At 62.4% G+C, this 22,554-nt stretch carries 18 protein-coding genes; 10 read left to right on the top strand and 8 right to left on the bottom strand.

The window, feature by feature from the left end; translation table 11 throughout:
* Positions 1-9 precede the first annotated feature (9 nt).
* From accC to RPF88_RS06095, 5 genes are all read right to left on the bottom strand, one after another.
* Positions 10-1,353 (bottom strand): acetyl-CoA carboxylase biotin carboxylase subunit, encoded by a 1,344-nt coding sequence (gene accC / locus RPF88_RS06075; protein ID WP_013531357.1) that lies wholly within the window; start codon positions 1,351-1,353, stop codon positions 10-12.
* A gap of 10 nt (positions 1,354-1,363) precedes the next feature.
* Complete coding sequence (gene accB / locus RPF88_RS06080; protein WP_056584659.1) at positions 1,364-1,822, bottom strand: acetyl-CoA carboxylase biotin carboxyl carrier protein; 459 nt, start codon at positions 1,820-1,822, stop codon at positions 1,364-1,366.
* A 26-nt stretch (positions 1,823-1,848) separates the two neighbouring features.
* The gene (aroQ, locus tag RPF88_RS06085; RefSeq protein ID WP_013531359.1) at positions 1,849-2,283 is read right to left on the bottom strand and encodes a type II 3-dehydroquinate dehydratase; all 435 of its coding nucleotides are present in this window, start codon (positions 2,281-2,283) and stop codon (positions 1,849-1,851) included.
* 149 nt (positions 2,284-2,432) lie between these two features.
* Positions 2,433-3,236: a DsbA family protein gene (locus RPF88_RS06090; protein ID WP_013531360.1), complete on the bottom strand. Its 804-nt coding sequence runs from the start codon at positions 3,234-3,236 to the stop codon at positions 2,433-2,435.
* 61 nt (positions 3,237-3,297) lie between these two features.
* The gene (locus RPF88_RS06095; protein WP_224675719.1) at positions 3,298-4,692 is read right to left on the bottom strand and encodes a M48 family metalloprotease; all 1,395 of its coding nucleotides are present in this window, start codon (positions 4,690-4,692) and stop codon (positions 3,298-3,300) included.
* A 145-nt stretch (positions 4,693-4,837) separates the two neighbouring features.
* Between RPF88_RS06095 and RPF88_RS06100 the strand changes: the two genes are divergently transcribed.
* Both RPF88_RS06100 and RPF88_RS06105 read left to right on the top strand, forming a co-directional pair.
* Positions 4,838-5,986: a pyridoxal phosphate-dependent aminotransferase gene (locus tag RPF88_RS06100; RefSeq protein ID WP_337121966.1), complete on the top strand. Its 1,149-nt coding sequence runs from the start codon at positions 4,838-4,840 to the stop codon at positions 5,984-5,986.
* A gap of 4 nt (positions 5,987-5,990) precedes the next feature.
* Complete coding sequence (locus RPF88_RS06105; RefSeq protein WP_013531363.1) at positions 5,991-6,938, top strand: glutaminase; 948 nt, start codon at positions 5,991-5,993, stop codon at positions 6,936-6,938.
* A gap of 170 nt (positions 6,939-7,108) precedes the next feature.
* On the opposite strand, the gene RPF88_RS06110 is transcribed toward RPF88_RS06105, so the two are convergent.
* Positions 7,109-10,057 (bottom strand): Rne/Rng family ribonuclease, encoded by a 2,949-nt coding sequence (locus tag RPF88_RS06110; RefSeq protein ID WP_013531364.1) that lies wholly within the window; start codon positions 10,055-10,057, stop codon positions 7,109-7,111.
* A 654-nt stretch (positions 10,058-10,711) separates the two neighbouring features.
* On the opposite strand from RPF88_RS06110, the gene RPF88_RS06115 reads away from it, so the two are divergent.
* The 8 genes from RPF88_RS06115 (at position 10,712) to RPF88_RS06150 (ending at position 19,267) form a co-directional block, all read left to right on the top strand.
* On the top strand, positions 10,712-11,974 hold the full coding sequence (locus RPF88_RS06115) for an N-acetylmuramoyl-L-alanine amidase (protein WP_337121967.1): 1,263 nt from the start codon (positions 10,712-10,714) through the stop codon (positions 11,972-11,974).
* A 213-nt stretch (positions 11,975-12,187) separates the two neighbouring features.
* Positions 12,188-14,644: a penicillin-binding protein 1A gene (locus tag RPF88_RS06120; RefSeq protein ID WP_013531366.1), complete on the top strand. Its 2,457-nt coding sequence runs from the start codon at positions 12,188-12,190 to the stop codon at positions 14,642-14,644.
* A 117-nt stretch (positions 14,645-14,761) separates the two neighbouring features.
* A protein-coding gene (gene prfB / locus RPF88_RS06125) for a peptide chain release factor 2 (protein ID WP_013531367.1) occupies positions 14,762-15,893 on the top strand; the annotation gives its coding sequence in 2 pieces (ribosomal slippage) (positions 14,762-14,827 and positions 14,829-15,893; 1,131 coding nt in all).
* A gap of 65 nt (positions 15,894-15,958) precedes the next feature.
* Positions 15,959-16,390, top strand: coding sequence for a GFA family protein (locus RPF88_RS06130; protein ID WP_063172296.1), 432 nt, complete (start codon positions 15,959-15,961; stop codon positions 16,388-16,390).
* Between the two features lie 288 nt (positions 16,391-16,678).
* Positions 16,679-17,056, top strand: coding sequence for a hypothetical protein (locus tag RPF88_RS06135; protein ID WP_013531369.1), 378 nt, complete (start codon positions 16,679-16,681; stop codon positions 17,054-17,056).
* A 169-nt stretch (positions 17,057-17,225) separates the two neighbouring features.
* A complete protein-coding gene (locus tag RPF88_RS06140) occupies positions 17,226-17,594 on the top strand; it encodes a GFA family protein (RefSeq protein ID WP_337121969.1) in 369 nt (122 codons plus the stop codon).
* Between the two features lie 175 nt (positions 17,595-17,769).
* Positions 17,770-18,420, top strand: coding sequence for an OmpA family protein (locus RPF88_RS06145; protein WP_013531371.1), 651 nt, complete (start codon positions 17,770-17,772; stop codon positions 18,418-18,420).
* 241 nt (positions 18,421-18,661) lie between these two features.
* A complete protein-coding gene (locus RPF88_RS06150) occupies positions 18,662-19,267 on the top strand; it encodes a hypothetical protein (RefSeq protein WP_013531372.1) in 606 nt (201 codons plus the stop codon).
* Between the two features lie 71 nt (positions 19,268-19,338).
* Here the strand turns inward: RPF88_RS06150 and RPF88_RS06155 are convergent, their stop codons facing one another.
* Both RPF88_RS06155 and RPF88_RS06160 read right to left on the bottom strand, forming a co-directional pair.
* Entirely contained in the window at positions 19,339-20,934 is a 1,596-nt protein-coding gene (locus tag RPF88_RS06155) for a DEAD/DEAH box helicase (RefSeq protein ID WP_337121970.1), read from the bottom strand.
* Between the two features lie 198 nt (positions 20,935-21,132).
* Positions 21,133-21,906 (bottom strand): NAD kinase, encoded by a 774-nt coding sequence (locus RPF88_RS06160; RefSeq protein ID WP_013531374.1) that lies wholly within the window; start codon positions 21,904-21,906, stop codon positions 21,133-21,135.
* Positions 21,907-22,554: the final 648 nt, after the last annotated feature.

Genomic DNA, 22,554 nt, shown 5'->3' on the forward strand with positions numbered 1-22,554 from the left:
GTCTCCGCGCTACTCTTCCTTGGCCAGGTATTTTTCCAGCCAGTGGATGTCATAATCGCCATTGGCGATGTCGGCATTGCCGACGAGATCGCGAAACAGCGGCAGCGTCGTCTTGATACCGTCGACGACGAACTCGTCCAGGGCGCGGCGCAGGCGCATCATGCACTCGACGCGGTTACGCCCATGTACAATCAGCTTGCCGATCAGGCTATCGTAATAGGGCGGGATCTTGTAGCCGGAATAGACGCCGGAATCGACGCGGATGCCCAGACCACCCGGTGTGTGGAAATGGGTGATCGTACCGGGCGAGGGGGTGAAGGTGCGTGGGTCCTCGGCGTTGATGCGGCATTCGATGGCGTGGCCGTTGAACTTGATGTCCTCCTGCTTCACCGAGAGGCCGCCGCCGGAAGCGACGCGGATCTGCTCATGCACGAGATCGATGCCGGTGATCGCTTCCGTCACCGGATGCTCGACCTGCAGGCGCGTGTTCATCTCGATGAAATAGAACTCGCCATTTTCGTAGAGGAACTCGATCGTGCCGGCGCCGGAATAGCCGAGGTCGGCAATCGCCTTGGCGCAGATGCCGCCGATACGGGCGCGCTCTTCGGCATTGAGGGCCGGCGAGGGCGCCTCTTCCCAGACTTTCTGGTGGCGGCGCTGCAAGGAACAGTCGCGCTCGCCGAAATGCACGCCGCGGCCAAAGCCGTCGCCGAACACCTGCACCTCGATATGGCGCGGCTTTTCCAGGTATTTCTCGATGTAGACCGCATCGTCGCCGAAGGCCGCACCGGCTTCCGTGCTCGCCGTCTGCAAGGCGACCTCAAGGTCGGCCTCTGTAAGCGCTACCTTCATACCGCGCCCGCCACCACCGGCCGATGCCTTGATGATCACGGGATAGCCGATCTCGGCGGCAATGCGCCTGGCTTCCTTTTGGTCGGTGACGGCGCCGTCCGAACCGGGCACGACCGGAATGCCGAGGCGCTTGGCGGTTCGCTTGGCCTCGATCTTGTCGCCCATGATGCGGATATGGTCGCCGGACGGACCGATGAAGGTGATGTTGTGCGCGGCCAGTATGTCGGCGAACTTGGCGTTCTCCGACAGGAAGCCGTAGCCCGGATGCACGGCGTCGGCGCCGGTGATTTCGCAGGCCGCAACGATCTGATGGATGTTGAGATAGCTGTCGCGCGATGGCGGCGGACCGATGCAGACGCTCTCGTCCGCGAGCCGCACATGCATGGCGTCGGCATCGGCGGTCGAATGTACCACCACCGTCTGGATGCCGAGTTCCTTGCAGGCGCGCAGCACCCGGAGGGCGATTTCGCCGCGATTGGCGATGAGGATCTTCTGAAACATCAGGCCCGCTCTACTCGATCACGACGAGCGGCATGCCATATTCGACCGGCTGCGAATCCTCGAAAAGGATCGCGGTCACCGTGCCGGTGCGTGGCGAGGGGATCTGGTTCATCGTCTTCATTGCTTCGATGATCAGCAGCGTCTGGCCTTCCTTGACCTTCTGGCCGACTTCGATGAATGCCTTGGCGTCCGGCGACGGCGCCAAATAGGCCGTGCCGACCATCGGTGAGGTGACCGCATTCTTGGAAAGGTCCGCCACCACAGGCACGGCAACGGCGGCAGCCTGCGCTGCTGCCGGCGCATAGGCCGGTTGCGGCGCCGCGATTGCATGAACGGCCGGCGCCTGCCGCGAGACGCGCACCTTCAGGTCGCCCAGTTCAACCTCGATCTCGGTGAGGTTGGTGTCGTTCAGTATGCCCGCCAGATCGCGGATCAGTTGCTGGTCAACACCGGTCTTCTTTATCGACATTTTCGAGCCTTCTGTTTGTTGGCCGGTCATAGGCGTGCGGCCAGCGCCTGTAGCGCCAGCGTATAGCCGAGCGGCCCAAAGCCACAGATCATGCCGACGGCGACCGGCGCGACCATGGAGACGTGGCGGAATGGTTCCCGCGCATGGATGTTGGAAAGATGAACTTCGGCCACCGGCAATGGTGCGACGGCGCGGATGGCGTCGTGGATGGCAATCGAGGTGTGGCTGTAGGCGCCCGGATTGATGACGATGCCGACGGCCTTGTCGCCGGCTTCCTGAATCCAGTCGACAAGGTCGCCCTCATGGTTCGACTGGCGGAAATCGATCTCGAACCCCAGCGCCGTGCCTGCCTGCTTGCAGTCGTCGGCGATCGCGGCAAGCGTCTTGCCGCCATAGATGCCCGGCTCGCGCTTGCCGAGCGCGTTGAGATTGGGACCGTTCAGGACGAAAACCGTTTTCAAAAAAGCCGACCTTTCCCGGCGCCGTCATCAAGCCGGCGCGCTGGGCCCTCTATAATGGGCATAGCCGCCCGCGGAAAGAGCGCAAGTGCGTTCTTTCACTGTCCACAACAGGCGGAAATGTGCCAGTGAGAGATAGCTGGCGAGCAAGATCAGAGCGCGGCTTTCGCCGCCTCGATCTTTTCAGCCAGCACTTCCTGCCCGAGCGCCCCGAACACCACCTCGTTGCCGACGACATAGGACGGCGTTCCGGTGATCGCCAGCTTGTTGGCAAGATCGTAGGTCTTGGCGAGGGCCTCGTTGATTGTCGGGTCCTTCATCTTCTCGCGCAGCGCCGCTTCGTCGGCGCCGAGCGACAGCGCGACCTTCATGGCCGCCGCCTCGGTGGCGCGTCCCTGACCGCCGAGCAACGCATTGTGGAACTCGCCGTACTTTTCCGGGTGCATCAGGTGGAAGGCCATCGAGACCACGCTCGCCTTCTGCGAATCCGGTCCGAGGATGGGGAATTCCTTGAGCACGAAACGCAGGTCCGGATCGGTCTTGGTCAGCGCCTTCATGTCGTCGATGGCACGTTTGCAGAAGCCGCAATTATAGTCGTAGAACTCGACGATGGTGACCTTGCCGGTCGGATTGCCGACGACGCCGTCGAAGGCGGAGTTGAAGATCTGGTCCTTGGCATCCTTGATCACGCCGAGATGAGCGATGCGCTGCTCCTCCTTCTGCTTGGCCTCAAGCGCATCCTGGACTTCCAGGAGGACTTCCGGGTTTTTCAACAAATAGTCGCGGATGATGCCTTCGACCTCGGTGCGGTCGATCTTGGTATCGGCCGCCGCCGTCTCGACCGGCTGTGCGGTCCCGGCCTTGGCGATCTGCGGGTTTCCGGCAACGAATCCGAAAGCCAGCATGGCCAGAGCGACCGCAACCCCCGTGGTGCCCAGCAGCAGTGCCTTTTTCATCGTTCCTGTTCCTTCTGCCTGTTTTCCGGTCTGGCTATGTCGTGGCGCGGGGCCGGAAGGTTCACTTGATTTTGGTTGATGGCTTGTAGTTTATGATATCCTGGGCGCGAAGCCAGCGCGGCTCGCCGCGTTTCATCTGCTGCTGCGCCCGCATGGCGAAAATCTTCGCATCCTTGTAGTTGCCGGAATAGAAATGGCTTTCAGCGGTGGCAAGTTCAGCGCCAGGTATGTCGCCCAACTCGCCATAGGCCTGCGCCAGATAGCGATATCCGGCTGAATTTTCCTTGTCGCGACCGAGGCCATTGTTGATCTGCACGACGGCTTTTTTGAGGGAGTCGGGCGTGCCGACGGCCATCAGCGCCTGGCCCACGGACACTGGCAGCAGACCGGACCGAGCCGAATCGAGGCTGACCGCCTTGGCATAGGCGTCCGCGGCTTCCTTGGGTTTGTTGGCTTTCATCAGGATGTCGCCGCGCAGTTCCTGGAAGTAGGCATTCTTCGGTTGCGCTTTGATCAGTGCATTGGTCTTGGCGAGGGCGGCGGCGATGTTGCCGAACAGGTAGGTCGACTGGGCGTCGCCGTACTGGGCGGCGAGGGTTCCTTGCATCTTTCGCATCAGCCGGGACGCGGCCGCCTGGCCTTCCATGTAAACGGCGATCTTCACCCGCATCATGTCATGGCGCTGCTGCAGCGCGGGCGGGTCCGGCCTGTCGACATTGGGGTCCTGTTTCACCAGCACTTCGAGATTGGCGATGCGGTCCTGCGGCATCGGATGGCTGATCCGATACGGATCGACCTGGGCGCCCGAAAGCGAAAGTGCGGTCTGGAAGCGGCGGAATGTCTTCAGCATGCCCATGCCGGACTGGCCGGTGGCGTTGAGATAGGTGATCGCCGAGCGGTCGGCCGTCATCTCCTCGGTGCGCTGATAGGCGAGGATGCTGCGCTGTGCCATTTCGCCGCCGCCGGCAGCCACGCCCATGCCGGCGCCGGCGAGACCGCGGCTGCTGGTTGTGGCACCGGCGACAATGGCGCCGGCGCCAAGCAATGTCGCGATGACGGCCATCGTCTTGGCTCGTTCGAGCTGGTCGCGCAGCTTCTGCTGGTGGCCGCCGGCAATATGACCGGCTTCGTGCGCGATGACGCCGATGATCTCGTTGGGCGTTTCAGCCGTCATCAGCGCGCCGGTGTTGATGAACAGCCGACGCCCGGTGACGAAGGCGTTGAAACTCTGGTCGTTGACCAGGACGATGTCGATGCCGTCATTCGCCAGGCCGGCCGCCCTGAAGATCGGCCGCGCGTAATCGCGCACCAGCGCCTCGATCTCGGCGTCGCGCACCACCGGCACGTTCTGGGCGAAGGCGCTGACCGAGCTCGACATTGCAACGGCAAGGCCAAGCGAAAGCGTCGCGAAGACGCGCGCTGCCTGGGCAATCGTCGATCTGGGTCGGCTCAACATGATGTGTCCACTGGTAGACGAGCGGGCGAAAGATGAAAAGTCGGCGCCGGAAACTTCCTCAACTTGTGATCCTCACATCAATCGGGCATTTGTGCGGCACATGCGCCAGTGCCTGGCGCCGTCAGTCATCGGGAATACTGGTTAAATGGTCGTTTCGCTCTCACGCCGTGGCAATGTCGAGCCCTTCCATGCGATGGACATTCTGGCAGAGGCAAACCGGCTGAAGTCCCAGGGCGTGCCGGTTGTTTCGATGGCCGTCGGCCAACCCTCCGATCCCGCACCGGTTCTGGTTCGCGCCGCAGCAGCCAAGGCGCTGCAGGATGGGCGCATCGGCTACACCGACGCGCTCGGACTGGCAGGTTTGCGCAAGGCGATAGCCGGACACTACGCCGATCACTCTGGGCTTGATATCGAGCCCGGCCGGATCGCGGTGACCACCGGATCGTCGGCCGCCTTCAATCTTGCCTTCCTGGCGATGTTCGATCGGGGTGACCGCGTCGCTATCGCGGCACCCGGTTACCCTGCCTACCGCAACATCATGGCCGCACTCGGCATCGAGGTGGTCGAGATCGAGCTCGGCGACGCCGCCTACCTGCATGCCGGCCATTTGGAAGCCGCGCATCGTGAAAAGCCGCTGAAAGGCGTTCTCTTCGCCAGTCCCGCCAATCCAACCGGCGCGGTCATACCAGCCGATGAACTGGCGGCCCTGGTAAGGACGGCACAGGACCTCGGCATCGCCGTCATCTCCGACGAAATCTATCACCGGCTGGCCTATGCCGCCCCCGACACCACGGCACTTGCCTATGGCGGCGATGTGACGGTGATCAATTCCTTCTCCAAATATTACTGCATGACCGGCTGGCGAATCGGCTGGATGGTGCTGCCGCAGGAACTGGTGCGGCCGGTCGAGCGCGTCGCCCAGAGCCTCTACATCTCGCCGCCGGAGCTATCGCAGATTGCCGCGATCGAAGCGTTCAGGGCGACCGAGGAACTGGAGGCGGTAAAAGGCCGCTACGCCTGGAATCGCGAGCTCTTGATGAAACGCCTGCCGGAACTCGGCTTTCCGCTGGCGGCGCCCATGGACGGCGCCTTTTATGCGTTCTGTGACGTCACCAGGCATACCAATGACAGCATGGCCTTCGCGCGAAAGATGCTGGCCGAGGCGCATGTTGCAGCAACGCCCGGCCGCGACTTCGACACTCAGGCTGGGCACCGGACCATGCGTTTCTCCTATGCCGGCAGTCACGACGACATGGTCGAGGCAATGGTGCGCATCGAACGCTGGTTGAGGTAGCACCATGCCGGAACTTGAACAGGCCCCCAAACTTGATCGGGCATTGGCCGAAGTCGCCGCCGAAATGGCCGAGCGCACCGATCGCGGCGACGTCGCTTCCTACATTCCGCAGCTGGGCAAGGTCGATCCGAAGAAGTTCGGCATCGCGGCGGTCACCAATGACGGCCGCGTGCTGATGGCCGGCGATGCCGACCAGGCATTTTCCATCCAGAGCATCTCGAAAGTGTTCACGCTGACACTGGCGCTCGGCAATGTCGGTGACGCGCTTTGGCAGCGGGTAGGCCGCGAACCGTCAGGCAATCCATTCAACTCGATCGTGCAGCTCGAGCATGAGAACGGCATTCCGCGCAACCCGTTCATCAATGCCGGCGCCATTGTCATTTCCGACATCCTGCTTGCCGGCCACCAGCCGCGCGAGGCGATCGGCGAAATCCTGCGCTTCATCCAGTTCCTCGCCGACGACGAAACGATCATCATCGATCGTGAGGTCGCGGCGTCCGAACGGGCCACCGGCTATCGCAACTTCGCGCTTGCCAACTACATGAAATCCTTTGGCAATCTCCACCATGCGCCGGAGCTTGCGCTGGGCGTCTACTTCCACCATTGCGCCATCGCAATGAGTTGCCGGCAACTGGCGCTCGCCGGCCGCTTTCTCGCCAATGGCGGCAAGAACCCGGCGACCGGGCATTCCGTGGTGTCGGCCGAACGGGCACGCCGCATCGGCGCGATGATGCTGACCTGCGGTCACTATGATGGCTCCGGCGATTTCGCCTTCCGCGTCGGCATCCCCGGCAAGAGCGGCGTCGGCGGCGGCATATTGGGCATCGTGCCGGGCGTGGCGTCGCTTGCCGTCTGGTCGCCCGGCCTCAATGCCAACGGCAACTCCAAGCTGGGGTCGATCGCGCTGGAAAAGCTGGCCAGGATGATGAACTGGTCGATCTTCGCGCCGTGATGCATGTCGCCCAAAAGTGCGCAGCGGTTTTGGGACAACGACATGCATAAAAATCAAAGAAGCGTTTTAGCCTTTCGCGATCCGGAATAGCGCCAGATAAGAAAATCCCGCACCGTCTTCGAGACGGCGCGGGATTTTTGTCAACAAACTAGCTCAGGTGGCTGAAAGGCTTAGAAAAAGCCCTTCCGCTGCCACCATCCGCCGCGTTTCGGCTTGTCGTCGGTCTTGTCGTCGGTCTTGTCCTCGGCCTTGGCCGCGGGTTCTTCCGCTACGGTCGAAGACACCACCGGCTCGACCGGCGCATTCACCGCCGCCGGCTTGCGCCGCGACGGGCGGGCCTTCGGTGCCTTCTCGACAGCCGCTGCTTCGTCGGACGCCGTGGCCGGCGTCTCGACCGGTGCTTCCGCCTCGGCAGCCGGCTCTTCGGCGACGATTTCGGCTGCGGCCTTCTTCGGCTTGGCGGCACGGCGTGGCTTCTTCGGCTTCTCCGTGCTCGGCGCGTCGTCATTGGCCGGAGCAAGCACCACCGGCTCTTCGGCCGCTGCGGTAACCACCGGCTCGCTAGCGATCACCTCGGTTGCCGAGACTTCGCCTTCGGACGCGTCGGCTGCTTCGCCAGCACTTGCCTCAGCCTCGCCTTCACCGTCTTCGCGGCGGTTGCGCTTGCCGCCGCGCTTGCCGCGCCGGCGCTTCTTGCCCTGGCCTTCGTCCGAAGCTTCAGCTGTGGCAGGAGTTTCGGAAACACCAACAGGGGCATTGTCGTCCGCTTCCGCGTCGCCATCTCCGGCTGCCGAGTCCGAGTCCGAAAACTCGCCGGCCGGAGCCGAGACGGAAGCACCGTCCGCAGGGGCGCCATGTTCGCGATCGCGATCCTTGCCGCCACGCCGACGCCGACGCTTGCGGCGCTTGCGGTCGCGGCCTTCGCCTTCCTCACCACCGGCAGCGGGCCGCGGCTGCTGTTGCTGCGGCTGCTGGCGTGGCTGTTCTGCCTGGATCGGCGCCTCGTCGTCTTCCTCGATGACGGCAATCTCATCCTCGGGCTCGTCCGGCTCGACATAGGCCGGGAAGCTGCGCGCCTCGACAAAGCCTTCCGGCTTCTCAGCCAACGCGCCGCGGAAGATCGCATAGTGCTGCGAACCCACCGAATCGTCGGCCTCGACGGTGATCGTCAGCCCGAAGCGGCTTTCGAGTTCCACCAGCGTGCCGCGCTTGTGGTTGAGCACGTAGAGTGCTGTCGCCGCCGGCGTCCGCACCGTGATGTGGCTGCGCGAATCCTTGAGCAGGAATTCCTCGATCGCCCGCACCACCATCAGCGCGACCGACGAATCGGAGCGCACATGGCCGGTGCCGCCGCAATGCGGGCAAGGCTTCATGGTCGATTCCAGCACGCTGGCGCGGATGCGCTGGCGTGACATCTCCATCAGGCCGAAATGCGAGATACGGCCGACCTGGATGCGCGCACGATCGTTCTTGAGGTGATCCTTCAGCCGCTTCTCGACGGAGCGGTTGTTGCGGTTCTCCTCCATGTCGATGAAGTCGATGACGATCAGGCCGGCAAGATCGCGCAGCCTGAGCTGACGCGCGACTTCCTCGGCCGCTTCCAGATTGGTGTGGAGCGCGGTGTCCTCGATCGAGTGCTCCTTGGTGGAACGGCCCGAATTCACGTCGATGGCAACCAGCGCTTCGGTCTGGTTGATGATGATGTAGCCGCCGCTCTTCAGCGTCACTTGCGGCTGCAGCATGCGGTCGAGCTGTGCCTCGATGCCGTTGCGCACGAAGATCGGCGTCGTGTCGCGGAACGGCTGAACCACCTTGGCGTGGCTCGGCATCAGCATGCGCATGAAGTCCTTGGCCTCGCGGTAGCCTTCCTCGCCGGAGACAAGAATCTCGTCGATATCCTTGTTGTAGAGGTCGCGCACCGAGCGCTTGATCAGGCTGCCTTCCTCGTAGACCAGGGCAGGGGCCGTGGACTGCAAGGTGAGATTGCGGACATTTTCCCAAAGCCGCATCAGATATTCGTAGTCGCGCTTGATCTCTGCCTTGGTGCGGCTCTCGCCGGCGGTGCGCAGGATGACGCCCATGCCCTGCGGCACTTCGAGATCGGCGACGACCTCCTTGAGCCGCTTGCGGTCGACCGCGCTGGTGATCTTGCGCGAAATGCCGCCGCCACGCGCCGTGTTCGGCATCAGCACCGAATAGCGGCCGGCCAGCGACAGATAGGTGGTCAGCGCCGCGCCCTTGTTGCCGCGCTCTTCCTTGACGACCTGCACCAGGAGGATCTGCCGGCGCTTGATCACTTCCTGGATCTTGTACTGGCGGCGCACCGGCTTGCGGCGGTTGCGCACTTCTTCCAGCGCATCCTCGGCGCCGACCGATTCGACCTCGTGATCGTCCGGATGCGAGGACTGCACTTCTTCCAGCATGCCGCGATCATTGTCGCCGGAGGTCGCTTCGCTGCCTTGTTCGGCCAGCGGGACGGCTTCGGAAATCACATCGGCCTCGACCGAGGCGGCGATCGACGTCGGGCCGCCTTCGCGGATTTCGCCTTCGTCCTGCTCGGCCGAATCCTCACCATGCTCGGACGCATCAGCATGTTCGGACGAATCAGCCGCATGTTCGATGATCTCGGACGTGTGCGAGATGTCCTCGACACCAGCGTCGGCACCTTCTTCTGCCTCGTCGGCAGCGTCGCTCGCCTCGCCGGAATCGGCTGCATCGCGCTTGTGCTCGCCCCGGTCGCGGGGCTTGCCGCCGCGCCTGCGGCCGCGCCGTCCGCGATCGCGGCTCTGGCGATCATCGCCGTCGCCGTCCTCGTTCTCCTCGTCCTCAGCCTCCTGCGCTTCCGCGCGCAGCAGTGCCTGACGATCGGCGACCGGAATCTGGTAGTAATCGGGGTGGATTTCACTGAAGGCGAGAAAACCGTGACGGTTGCCGCCATATTCGACAAAGGCTGCCTGAAGGGAGGGCTCTACGCGCGTTACGCGGGCTAGGTAGATGTTTCCTTTGAGCTGCTTCTTGTCCTGGGATTCAAAGTCGAATTCTTCAATACGGTTACCGCGTATGACGACAACGCGTGTTTCCTCCGGGTGGGAGGCGTCTATCAGCATTTTGTTGGGCATTATTTCGTTTCCCCCCGGCAGCCGTCAGCCGCAGCTTGCGAGGCAAAGCCTGCTGCTGCGTGTCTGGAATGTGGGTGCCGGATATTTGAACGTCCGTCGGCCGCCGCTTGAGCGCCATGGCGGTGCCGCCCGCAGCCATAATGGCGCGGTTTGATGCGGACCTTTCCATGATTGCGCTTGAAGCCATCGTCACCAACAGAACCTTTTGAACCAAAGCCCGGACGAACCGGACCAGCTTGTTTGCTCATACAGAGCCGGCACGGGAACAAACCCGGCCGTTTTCCTCACGCAGGCGATTCCCCCGCCACGGGAGCACGCCTGCGAAATTCGTCGCGATCACCTGAACCCTTTTCGCCTGAAGCGAAAGGAGCCGCCTTTACGTCTGACCCTGTAGCAAGAAGCTGCGGAGGAGGGCGGTTCCAGGATTGCAGTGATCCACCATCGCTTTTATGATTTGGCGGGGTGGAAGGCAACCCCGATTTCCGATGCCGGCAAAAAGCCGTTCCGTAGCGTAAAGCCAGGCTTGCGGCCCTGCATGAAAAGGCTTGGTTAACCTTCTCTGGATACCAATCGTTAATCGAGTTCGCGGCCTAACCGGCATTTCGACGAAACGACCGGGCGCCGGGCGCCAAACCGGGAGCGACTGCAAGAGAGATGGGATTGGCGGACTTCACAGACAAGGGATGTCGTGTCGGCGGCCGGATCCTGGCCGCTTTCTGCCTCTTGCTGCTGCTGGCGGCCTCATCCGTCTTGTCTGCAAATGCCAGTGCCGCCGACGCTCCGCTCGTGGCAAAAGGCTACAAGATGGCCGGCGATGCCACCAAGATGCGCATCGTCATGGATTTCGACCGCGAACCCGATATCAAATGGTTCCTGCTGCGTGGTCCCAACCGTCTTGTCATCGATCTCGCGAATACGAGGTTCGCCGTGGATGCCAAGGATTTGAAGGCGCGGGGCCTGGTCAAGGGCGTGCGCCTGGGCGAACTCGGCGAGGGCGTTTCGCGTCTGATCCTCACCGGCAAGGGACCCTTTGCCGTCGACAAGCTCGACGTGCTCAAAAACGAGGACGGAACCGGCTACCGCATTGCCATCGATATGTCGGCGGCATCCGAACGCGAGTTCGATGCCGCACTTGCCAATCAGGCGCTGACCACCGGATCGACCGTTTCGACCGACAAGGGAGGGCGGGTCGGCACCGGGCCGGTCTCCAATCCGGGTCATCGGTTCACCGTGGTTATCGACCCCGGCCATGGCGGCATCGACGGCGGTGCCGAGGGCCTGAACGGCACCATCGAAAAAAACGTCACGCTGGCCTTCGCCACGGAGCTGCGCGACAAACTCGCGGCCGTCGGCAATTATGATGTGTTCATGACGCGCGACACAGACGAATTCCTGCGTCTGGACGACCGCGTGCGCATTGCCCGTCAGCATGAGGCCGACCTGCTTATTTCGATCCATGCCGACACGATCAGCGTCAAGGGCATTCGCGGCGCCACCGTCTATACCGTCTCCGACAAGGCTTCGGACCCCGAGGCGCAGGCGCTTGCCGACCGTGAGAACCTCTCCGACCAGTTCGCCGGCATGGAAATCAAGAACGACAACAAGGAAGTCACCGACATCCTGATCGACCTGATCCGCCGCGAAACACACAATTTCTCGATGAGTTTCGCCCACACGCTGGTTGGCCAGTTGTCGACCAGCGTCGGTCTTATCAACAATCCGCAGCGCTCCGCGGGTTTCAAGGTGCTCAAGGCACCCGATGTGCCGTCGGTGCTGGTCGAACTCGGTTATCTCTCGAACGCCAAGGACGAGGCGCAGTTGCTCAACGCCGACTGGCGCGGCAAGGCGGCCCAGAGCATAACCAACGCCGTCGCGCTGTTCGCGTCGGCCAAGGCCGGATCGGGAACCGGAGGTTGACATGACCGGCGACGCCTGCAACCAGAGGCGGCGTTGCGCGACGACAACACCCAGTGCTTTTATTTCCGGCCAGCAGCCGTGAAATCAGGCATTGCCGTATTTTGTCCACATGGCGGCGACAAGGGTTTTCGATTACGGATTGGGACCGGCTCGAAAGCTTGCGTGAAAGGCGGCTTCGTTTAGGAAATTCCCGAACCAAGGACTGGAGCGGGTATGATTCGTCTCATTGGCTATTTTTTCGGCATCGGCACGACGCTGGCCCTTCTGGTCGCGGCGGGCGTTGCGATCTACATCGGCCATTTGTCGAAGGATCTGCCCGACTACGAGGTGCTGGCCAAATACGAGCCGCCGGTGACCACCCGCATCCATGCGTCCGACGGCGCGCTGATGGCCGAATATGCGCGCGAACGGCGCCTGTATCTGCCGATCCAGGCCATTCCGGACCGCGTCAAGGCGGCCTTCCTGTCGGCGGAAGACAAGAATTTCTACAATCACCCGGGCATCGATGTGACCGGCCTCGGCCGCGCCATCATCGTCAACCTGCAGAATTTCGGCTCGGGCCGGCGCCAGGTCGGCGCTTCGACGATCACCCAGCAGGTGGCGAAGAACTTCCTGTTGTCCTCGGACCAGACCTACGAGCGCAAGATCAAGGAGATGATCCTCGCCTTCCGCATCGAGCAGGCCTATCCCAAGGATCGCATTCTCGAGCTCTACCTCAACGAAATCTTCTTCGGCTTCGGCGCCTATGGCGTCGCCGGTGCGGCGCTGACCTATTTCGACAAGTCGGTCAACGAACTGTCCGTGGCCGAGGCCGCCTACCTGGCCTCCCTGCCCAAAGGGCCGAACAACTATCACCCTTTCAAGCATGCCGATCGCGCGATCGAGCGCCGCAACTGGGTCATCGATCAGATGGTCGAGAACGGCTATGTCACGCGTGAGGAAGGCAACAAGGCCAAGGCCGAGCCGCTGGGCGTGACGCCGCGGCGCAGCGGCACCTATCTGTTCGCCGGCGAGTACTTCACCGAAGAGGTGCGCCGCCAGATCATCGCCCGCTACGGCGAGAATGCGCTCTACGAAGGCGGCCTCTCCGTCCGCACCACGCTCGATCCGAAGATCCAGCTCATTGCCCGCAAATCGATGCAGAACGGGTTGATGAAATACGACACGCTGCGCGGCTATCGCGGGCCGGTGACATCGATCGATGTCTCGGGCGACTGGGGCGTGCCGCTTGGCGCCGTCAAGGGACTGGAGGATGTTCCCGAATGGTCGCTCGCCGTCGTGCTCGACAGTTCGGCGACCGGCCTGTCGATCGGCCTGCAGCCCGCACGGCAGGCGTCGGGCGAGATCGTCAAGGAGCGCGTCGAAGGCACCATCAGCAAGGAGGACATGGGTTTTGCCATGCGCCATGTGGTCGCCGGCAAGACCGTCAAGGCCAAGTCGCCGGCGGAGGTGCTGAAGCCGGGCGACGTCATCTTCGTGCAGAAAAACGATGGTGCCGAGGGCACCTACAGCCTGCGCCAGGTGCCCGAAGTGGAAGGCGGCCTGATCGCCATGGACCCGCACACCGGCCGCGTGCTGGCCATGGTCGGCGGCTTCTCCTATGCGCAGTCCGAATTCAACCGCGCCACGCAAGCCATGCGCCAGCCGGGCTCCTCGTTCAAGCCGATCGTCTATTCGGCAGCGCTCGACAATGGCTATACGCCGGCCTCGGTCATCATGGACGGGCCGATCACGATCCAGAGCGGCAACACGAGCTGGACGCCGAAGAACTATGACGGCACCGTCGCCGGTCCGGCGACCCTGCGCTCCGGCATCGAGAAGTCGCGCAACCTGATGACGGTGCGGCTTGCCAATGACATGGGTATGAAGCTGGTGGTCGAATATGCCGAGCGCTTCGGTGTCTACGACCATCTGGCACCGTATCTGCCAATGGCGCTGGGTTCCGGCGAAACTACCGTGATGCGCATGGTGTCGGCCTATTCGATCATGGCCAATGGCGGCAAGTCGATCAAACCGTCGCTCATCGACCGCATCCAGGACCGCTACGGCAAGACGGTGTTCAAGCAGGACGAACGTGGCTGCCAGGGTTGCAATGCGCAGGAATGGCAGAACCAGCCGGAGCCGGAGCTGGTCGACAATTCCGAGCAGGTGCTCGACCCGATGACCGCCTACCAGATCACCTCGATGATGGAAGGGGTCGTGCAGCGCGGCACCGGCGCCACCATCGGCGAACTCGGCCGTCACATCGCCGGCAAGACCGGAACGACCAACGATGAAAAGGACGCCTGGTTCATCGGTTACACGCCCAACCTCGTCGTCGGCCTCTACATGGGCTATGACACGCCGCGCGGCCTCGGCCATGGCGCCACCGGTGGCGGCCTCGCAGCCCCGATCTTCAAGGACTTCATGCGAGTGGCGCTGGACGGCACGCCCAATGTCGACTTCAAGGTGCCCGAAGGCATGAACCTGGTCGCCATCAATCGCAAGACCGGCATGCGTGCCGCATCGGGCGATCCCGGCACCATCATCGAAGCCTTCAAGCCGGGCACCGGTCCCGCCGACAGCTATTGGGTGATCGGCATGGGCGCCGATGGTTCCAATGCCACCGGTGGCGCACTGTCGCCGCAAGCCAATCAAGCTATCCAGTCCGGCGGCGGCGGCCTCTACTGACGATTTTCAGGGGCGGATGGGCTGGCCTTGGGCCGGCCCATTTTGCTTTACAGCCGGCGGCGGCGTGCCTATGTATCGCGCCGACCGATTTCAGCAAACAGGACAGAACAGCCAGCCATGCGCGCGGAAACGCAGAATATTGTCGACGAGATCAGGCAGGCGATAACCCTGCTGAGGAGGCATCTTTGACTGGGATCAAGCCATAAAGCGGCTTGAATACCTCAATGTGCGCGCCGAGGACGCCAGCCTCTGGAACGAGCCGCTGGAAGCGCAGAAGCTGATGCGCGAACGCCAGAGCCTCGAAGAAGGCATCGCCTCGGTGAAAGGTCTGACGCAGGCGCTGGAAGACAATATCGGCCTGATCGAACTCGGCGAGGAAGAGCGCGATGAGGGCGTGATCGCCGAGGCGGAAGCCGCGATCCGCTCGATGCAAGGCGAAGCGAAGGCCCGCCAGGTCGAGACGCTGCTGTCGGGTGAAGCAGACTCCAACGACACCTATCTCGAAATCCATGCCGGTGCCGGCGGCACCGAAAGCCAGGACTGGGCCTCGATGCTGCTGCGCATGTACACGCGCTGGGCCGAGCGGCGCCGTTTCAAAGTCGAAGTGCTGGAAATGCATGACGGCGAAGAGGCCGGCATCAAGTCCGCCACGTTGATGATCAAAGGCCACAACGCCTATGGCTGGATGAAGACGGAATCGGGCGTTCATCGCCTGGTGCGTATTTCGCCCTATGACAGCAATGCGCGCCGGCATACGTCCTTCGCCAGCGTCTGGGTCTATCCGGTCATCGACGACACGATCGAGATCGACGTCTCCGAATCCGACGTCCGCATCGATACTTATCGCTCGTCCGGCTCGGGCGGCCAGCACGTCAACACCACCGATTCGGCGGTGCGCATCACGCATCTGGCCACCGGCATCGCCGTCGCCTGCCAGGCCGAACGTTCGCAGCACAAGAACAAGGCCAAGGCCTGGGAGATGCTGCGCTCGCGCCTTTACGAGGAAGAGCTGAAGAAGCGCGAGGCGGTTGCAAACGCCACCGAAGCATCGAAGAGCGATATCGGCTGGGGCCACCAGATCCGCTCCTATGTGCTGCAGCCCTATCAGTTGGTGAAGGATCTCCGCACCGGCGTCGAGAGCACCAGCCCGTCGAGCGTGCTCGATGGCGACCTCGACGATTTCATGGAAGCCTCGTTGTCGCAGCGCATCGAAGGCGGTGCCGGCGAAGCCGTGGCGGACCTGGACTAGGATATGCCCATATTCAGGTGAGGCTGGCCTGGCCTCATCTGAACATACCCCTGCGCACCACAGCAATGGAGGAGAGAGTGCCGAGCAAGCTCACCGGAAAATGCTTTTGCGGCGCGGTTCACTACGAGGTGGCCGACGAATTCCTCTATGCCGCGAATTGCCATTGTTCGGACTGCCGGCGCACCACCGGTTCGGCATTCAAGCCTTTCGCCGGTATCGAGCGTGAAAAGTTTGTCCTCACCGAAGGCGAGGACAAACTCCTGATCTTCGGCGACCAAAGCGGCCACAACGCGCATTGCTGCCGGTGCGGCTCCTTGCTTTATTCGCTCGTGCGCGACGGCGCCTACGTCCATGTCGCCATGGGAACGCTCGTCGACGACCCATCCATTCGTCCAACCGAGCACATCTTCGTCGGTTCGAAGGCGGGCTGGTTCACCATCACCGATGACCTGCCGCAGTATCAAGAGCACGTGATTGCCGGCTCCGACCAGCAATAGGCTGGAACCACAGCGGGCCAATCCCGTTTATTCGACGCCCGTTTGCCGGGAATTGACCTTGGCCTCATCTCGTCGGCGGTAGCGGATGCCTGACGTCTGTAGAACGATGTCGGGAATGCATGTTCTTGCGCCGACCAAGGAATCAGCCCAGCATCCAAGGGCTGGGAGAGAAAAAGCATTTATGGCCGGACGCGGCATATCTGCGACCCGACGATCCGGCCACTGGGAAGATACGTTCCGGGAACGGGCAAGCGAAACGCTTGATGCTCGTTTGAAAGGAACGTTTCCATGTCTGCTGCCACACTCAGATCGGCCAATGCCGTTCAACCGGCTGGCCGACTTTTGTTTTCCCTGTTCGCGATCGGCGCGATGGCAATGCTGACGGCACCTGCCTTCGCGCATGACGCCACGCCCACGGCGGCAAAGCCACAAGGCTGGAGTTATCCGTTCGCATGCTGCGCCAATTATGATTGTCGCACGACCCATACGGGCGAAGTGCTGGAGAAACCCGAGGGCTATGTCATCGCCGGAACGGGTGAGGTCGTTCCAATGACCGACAAGCGTGTCAAGGACAGCCCGGACGGCGAGTTCCATTGGTGCGCGCACCAGGGGGGCCTCGACGCCGGCAGGACAATCTGCCTGTTCGTGCCGCCGCGCTCGTATTGACGATAGGAACGCATTCCGAAGTCCGCCTGAGCGCGTGTGACGGGACGGGCTTGCTGAGACGCGCCTGTCGCGGTAGCGCCGGGTGATGCTTGCTGACAGACAGTTGTCAGGAGCACCTCTTTATGCTGCCTTTGCCGCACAGGGTGGCGGCGACAGGAGGAGTTCGTTGATGACCATCAAGGCAAGCTGTCATTGCAAGGCGACGACGTTCGAGGTTTCGCAAGCACCGCAGACGGTGACGCAATGCACCTGTTCTTTCTGCTCGAAACGCGGCTCGCTCTGGGCCTATTACGTGCCTTCGCAATTCAAGCTCACCAGCCCGATGGAGAACGTCTCTTTCTATCGTTGGGGGTTGAAGACCGTAAAGCACGGTTTTTGCGCCACCTGCGGCTGCGGCACCTTTACCGAAACGCCGGACTGGTCGACAGGCGAGCCGGATTTCGACAATCCCAAGATCAGCGTCAACTCGCGGCTGTTCGATAATTTCGATCTCGACAAGGTCGAAGTGGTTGTCATAGACGGCAAGAACCTCTGGTAGCTTATCCAAACCATTCCGGCACGGCGATGCGGCGCCACCACCGGGTATTGGTCCCTCGGGAAAAGCCGTGAACGGCGCTTTTGCCGTTCCGCTTTTCGCCGCAATTCATGGTACAAGTCGCGGGAAGGGCTGATTTGGCGCCACCGCAAGGCGTGACTTGGAGAGGGACCATCCTATGAAAAAGACTGTGCTCGTCGTCGTGGCGACGGCTGTGCTCGTGAGCGCCTGCACCACCACCGATCCGTATACAGGCGACCAGAAGATTTCCAACACGGCAGCCGGTGCCGGCCTTGGCGCCCTGGCGGGTGCCAGCCTTGGCCTGCTTGCCGGTGGCAACGACCGCCGCAACGCACTGATCGGCGCCGGCATCGGCGCGCTGGCCGGCGGCGCCATCGGCGCCACGATGGACCAGAACGAGGCCGAACTGCGCCGGCAGCTCGAGGGCACCGGTGTCAGCGTCACCCGCAGCGGCGACCAGATCATCCTCAACATGCCGTCCGACATCACTTTCAACTCGGATCAGGATGCGGTGAAGCCCGGCTTCTATCAGGTCCTGAACTCCGTCGCGCTGGTGCTGAAGAAGTTCAAGCAGACCACGGTCGACGTGTTCGGCCACACCGATTCGACCGGTGGCGACCAGCACAATTTCGATTTGTCGCAGCGTCGTGCTTTGGCGGTGGCGAACTATCTGTCCGGTCAGGGCGTGGATCAGCGGCGCTTCGCCGTCACAGGCTTCGGCAAGACACGTCCGGTCGCATCCAATGCCACAGCCGAAGGTCGGGCCCAGAACCGCCGCGTCGAGATCCAGCTGTCGCCGCTCACCTGATCCGTCCGGCAAGCGGATGCGAAACGGCCCTCATGCGGGGCCGTTTTTGTTTGAGCTGACATCGGCGCTCTGGATGGGTACGGTATAGATTTAGTTATTGCTAAAATATAGCTTTCCGGCGGCCATGGAAAGGAATAGCATCATGGCAGTCCAGCGGGGATGAGGCGGTGTAACCGGCCGCGCAATCAGCATTTTTCCGCCTCGGTCTTGCACGGCCAGATCAGAAATCTGGGAGGAATGCATGACAAGAACAGCCAGCCTTGGGCGCTGTGGCGTCCTCGTTTTAACAGGTTTGGTGGGCGCGTGGCTGAACGTTGCTTCGGCTCGGGCCGAGGACGCCAACAAGGCCGACATTGAAGCCTTGAAAAAGTCGCTCGCCAAATATGAGGATTACACCGCTGCCGTCCGCGACCTCTATCTGTCGACGGTCGGCTGCGTCTACTACAGCGGAGAAAAGATAGCGGGCGCGATGGATTACCCGAAGGGCGCCATGGGTATTCACTTCGTCAATGTCCCGAGTGTCGGCCAGAAGCTCGACCCGATGCACCCCAACGTGCTGATCTATGAACCGACCAAGAAGGGTTTGCGGCTGGTGGGCGCGGAATGGCTGGTGCCTCTGACGCCGGACATAAAGGAGCCTCCGAAGCTGTTTGGCCAAACCTTCATGGGGCCGATGGAGGGGCACTACCCTCTCATCCCGAAGGAGTTCGTCCACTATGACCTTCATGCCTGGCTCGGGGACAATCCGAACGGCATGTTCAGTCCGACGAACCCGAACGTGAAATGCTCGAAGGCCGAGTTTCCGATGCTGGAAAAACCGACCAAGATGATGCCTGGGCCGATGTAACGGGCGAACCAGGCTGGAGCTCTACCGAGAAGGCAAGCCGGATGGCTGGCTTGCCTTCGAAGCGGTCGGGATCAGACCTTGGCGACGATCCGCATGAAGGCCGGCATGTCATCGCCGAAGCCAACGGTGGAATCGTTGTCTTCCTGGTGACGTTGGCGGGCAGGGCGGCTGTTGTCTCGCTGCGGCCGGGTATCGCCGCGTTCCGGTGCGCGCTGTTCGTTGCGATCGGACGATTTGCGCTCGGTGTTTTCCGAACGGATCGCTTCCTTGCGCGAGCGCCGTTCGCCGACGTCGGCGGCTGCCGCTGCGACCTCGGCCACCGGCTGGTCCTCGCGGATTGTTTCCGGTGCCGTGTCTTCGCTGCGCTTGGCGTGGCGTTCGCGCGGTTTGCGCTCGCCGCCCTTTTCCCTGCTGCGGTCGTCGTCCTTGCGGCCGGCGCGGCGCGGTGCGCCCTTGCCACGGCGCGGAGCATCGTCCTCGCCGCCTTCGCTGGCAACCACCGTCGACAAGTCGCCATCATGCCATTCGATCTTATTGCCGATCAGCCGCTCGATGGCGTCGATGTATTTGGTGTCCGACTTGGTCGCGATGGTGAAGGATTTTCCGGAGCGTCCGGCGCGGCCGGTACGGCCGATACGGTGGACATAATCCTCGGCATGGATCGGCACGTCATAGTTGAAGACATGGCTGACGTCGGGGATGTCCAAGCCGCGCGCGGCGACGTCGGAAGCGACGAGGTAGCGCAGCTTGCCGTCGCGGAAATTGGCCAGCATCTGCATGCGCGCGCGCTGGTCCATGTCGCCATGCAGCGCACCGGCGTCGAAATCATACTTCAGCAGCGAGCGGAACAGTTCCGACACTTCGATCTTGCGGTTGCAGAAGATGATGGCGTTCTTCAGTTCGGCATCTTCGGCCTTGATCAGGTTGCGCAGCGTCTCGCGCTTGTCCCACGGCTTGGAGCCTGATTTGACCAGCCGTTGGGTGATGTTGGTGGCGGCGGACGCGGCCTTCGAGACCTCGACGCGCACCGGCGCATGCAGGAATTTCTCGGTCAGCTTGGTGATTTCCGGCGGCATCGTCGCCGAGAAGAACAGCGTCTGCCTGGTGAACGGGATCATCTCGCAGATGCGCTCGATGTCGGGAATGAAGCCCATGTCGAGCATGCGGTCGGCTTCGTCGATGACGAGGATCTCGACGCCATTGAGCAACAGCTTGCCGCGCTCGCGGTGATCGAGCAGGCGGCCGGGCGTCGCGATCAGCACGTCGACGCCGCGCTCCAGCTTCTTGTTCTGTTCGTCGAATGAGACACCGCCGATCAGGAGCGCGATGTTGAGCTTGTGGTTCTTGCCATATCGGATGAAATTCTCTTCGACCTGCGCGGCGAGTTCGCGCGTCGGTTCCAGGATCAGCGTGCGCGGCATACGGGCGCGGGCCCGGCCGTTTTCGAGGCGGGTCAGCATCGGCAGCACGAAGGAAGCCGTCTTGCCAGTGCCGGTCTGGGCGATGCCCAAAATATCCTTGCCGAGCAAGGCGTGCGGGATCGCACCAGCCTGGATCGGCGTCGGCTGGGTGTAGCCGGCGTCGGTGACTGCGGAAAGGACCTTCGGCGACAGGCCGAGGTCTGCGAAGGTCAACGCTTCTTGAGCGGTCGTGGTGTCTGAGGACAAGTGTTGTTGTCTTTGGCTGGTTCGGGGAAGCGCAACGGCGTCTAATGGCGTCGCGGCAAGCGCCACGCGCCTGCAAGATCGGTATTGCAATTAGGAGCAAGCCCTCGATTTGTCAACAGAAACGGGCAGCAATGGCACGATTGTGAAGTTGTAACCTTAATCGGGATGCTTAATCGACCTGTCGGTCGCAGCGCCGGCTCAATAGCGGAACTGTTCGGCGAGAATACGCTCGTTCCAGGAATGATTGGGATCGAACAGCAACGTTGCTGTCGCCGTTGGTGATTCTCGCACCGTCACCGAGGTCACCGCCTTGACCTCGGTATGGTCGGCGGCGGCGTTCACCGGCCGCTTTTCCGGCTCGCGGATGTCGAAGCGCACCGTCGCTTTGTTGGAGAGCAGCGCGCCGCGCCAGCGGCGCGGGCGAAACGGGCTGACCGGGGTCAGCGCCAGCAGCGGCGCGTCGAGCGGCAGGATCGGCCCGTGCGCCGAAAGATTGTAGGCGGTGGACCCGGCCGGGGTTGCGATCATGACGCCGTCGCAGTTCAGTTCCTCAAGCCGGACCTGTTCGTCGACGGTGATGCGGATCTTGGCCGTCTGGTACGATTGACGCCACAGCGCCACCTCGTTGATAGCCAGTGCCGAAATCGTTTCGCCTTCCGAGGTCACGGCCAGCATCTCCAGCGGGCGGATGGTTTCGGCGACGGCGGCTTCGAGACGCTCGGTCAGGCCACCGGAACGATACTCGTTCATCAGGAAGCCGATGGTGCCACGGTTCATGCCGTAGACCTTCTTGCCGGTCCCCATCGTGTCGCGCAGGGTCTGCAGCAGGAAGCCGTCACCCCCAAGGGCAACGACGATCTCGGCCTCCTCGACGGAAGACTGGCCATAGCGCGCCGACAGGCTTTCCAGCGCCGTCTTGGCGTCAGCGGTGTCGGACGAGACGAAGGCGATGTGGCTGGCGGCTTTGCTCATGGCTCCCCGATGACGACCGGATGGCAGCGGCAGGGCCGCCGATTTCGGGGTAGCATGGGCGGGGTAGGTCTGCAAAGGGAGCCGCCATCCCGGATGGCAACGCCATTCCGGGATGGCGAGGCGACCGCGGGACGGCGGATGCGGACATGCGTTCGCGTATCATGTCAAAGGCTACGCGAATGTGATGGTTAAGACCGGCCTTAAAGTCTCGTAAAGCCGGATCGGTCATGTTAGCCGGCAGTGGATGGGTGGCGTGGGGGCTAGCCAGTCGAGGCCGACATATTGCCGGTAACACGCCTGATCATTGTCTTTCTGATGCTGGGAAGCTTCGCGCTGCTCTTTGCCGAACTGGTGCGCCAGTCCGAAGAGACGAGCTTCCGACCGCAGCCCACGGCGTCGCGCTGTGGTGACGCAGCCGGAGCGCCATGCCCGCAAAGGGCGCTGTAGCGCTGTAACCTGATCATCCTTTCGGATGACCGGCGGCATTGGCGGCCGCTTCGGTGCGTGACATCGCGCGGCAGTTTCTCTCCTTAAAAGCAGAGGCCGGTCGGCTGCCGCACGTTCCACTCGTGAAAGCTTGCTGTTTGCACTCGCGGCGCTTGGCGGTGTAGATGGGTGCACCGATTGGCGGAAAGGTTTTTGGGTAGC

The sequence above is a fragment of the Mesorhizobium sp. ISC11 genome (genome assembly GCF_037162595.1).
In the GTDB taxonomy this organism is placed as follows: domain Bacteria; phylum Pseudomonadota; class Alphaproteobacteria; order Rhizobiales; family Rhizobiaceae; genus Mesorhizobium; species Mesorhizobium ciceri.

What these genes read in the sequence shown, in the direction of transcription:
- accC (WP_013531357.1), bottom strand. Translation starts at nt 1,353, where the DNA reads ATGTTTCAGAAGATCCTCATCGCCAATCGCGGCGAAATCGCCCTCCGG.
- accB (WP_056584659.1), bottom strand. Translation starts at nt 1,822, where the DNA reads ATGTCGATAAAGAAGACCGGTGTTGACCAGCAACTGATCCGCGATCTG.
- RPF88_RS06090 (WP_013531360.1), bottom strand. Translation starts at nt 3,236, where the DNA reads ATGAAAAAGGCACTGCTGCTGGGCACCACGGGGGTTGCGGTCGCTCTG.
- RPF88_RS06095 (WP_224675719.1), bottom strand. Translation starts at nt 4,692, where the DNA reads ATGTTGAGCCGACCCAGATCGACGATTGCCCAGGCAGCGCGCGTCTTC.
- RPF88_RS06100 (WP_337121966.1), top strand. Translation starts at nt 4,838, where the DNA reads ATGGTCGTTTCGCTCTCACGCCGTGGCAATGTCGAGCCCTTCCATGCG.
- RPF88_RS06105 (WP_013531363.1), top strand. Translation starts at nt 5,991, where the DNA reads ATGCCGGAACTTGAACAGGCCCCCAAACTTGATCGGGCATTGGCCGAA.
- RPF88_RS06110 (WP_013531364.1), bottom strand. Translation starts at nt 10,057, where the DNA reads ATGCCCAACAAAATGCTGATAGACGCCTCCCACCCGGAGGAAACACGC.
- RPF88_RS06115 (WP_337121967.1), top strand. Translation starts at nt 10,712, where the DNA reads ATGGGATTGGCGGACTTCACAGACAAGGGATGTCGTGTCGGCGGCCGG.
- RPF88_RS06120 (WP_013531366.1), top strand. Translation starts at nt 12,188, where the DNA reads ATGATTCGTCTCATTGGCTATTTTTTCGGCATCGGCACGACGCTGGCC.
- RPF88_RS06130 (WP_063172296.1), top strand. Translation starts at nt 15,959, where the DNA reads ATGGAGGAGAGAGTGCCGAGCAAGCTCACCGGAAAATGCTTTTGCGGC.
- RPF88_RS06135 (WP_013531369.1), top strand. Translation starts at nt 16,679, where the DNA reads ATGTCTGCTGCCACACTCAGATCGGCCAATGCCGTTCAACCGGCTGGC.
- RPF88_RS06140 (WP_337121969.1), top strand. Translation starts at nt 17,226, where the DNA reads ATGACCATCAAGGCAAGCTGTCATTGCAAGGCGACGACGTTCGAGGTT.
- RPF88_RS06145 (WP_013531371.1), top strand. Translation starts at nt 17,770, where the DNA reads ATGAAAAAGACTGTGCTCGTCGTCGTGGCGACGGCTGTGCTCGTGAGC.
- RPF88_RS06150 (WP_013531372.1), top strand. Translation starts at nt 18,662, where the DNA reads ATGACAAGAACAGCCAGCCTTGGGCGCTGTGGCGTCCTCGTTTTAACA.
- RPF88_RS06160 (WP_013531374.1), bottom strand. Translation starts at nt 21,906, where the DNA reads ATGAGCAAAGCCGCCAGCCACATCGCCTTCGTCTCGTCCGACACCGCT.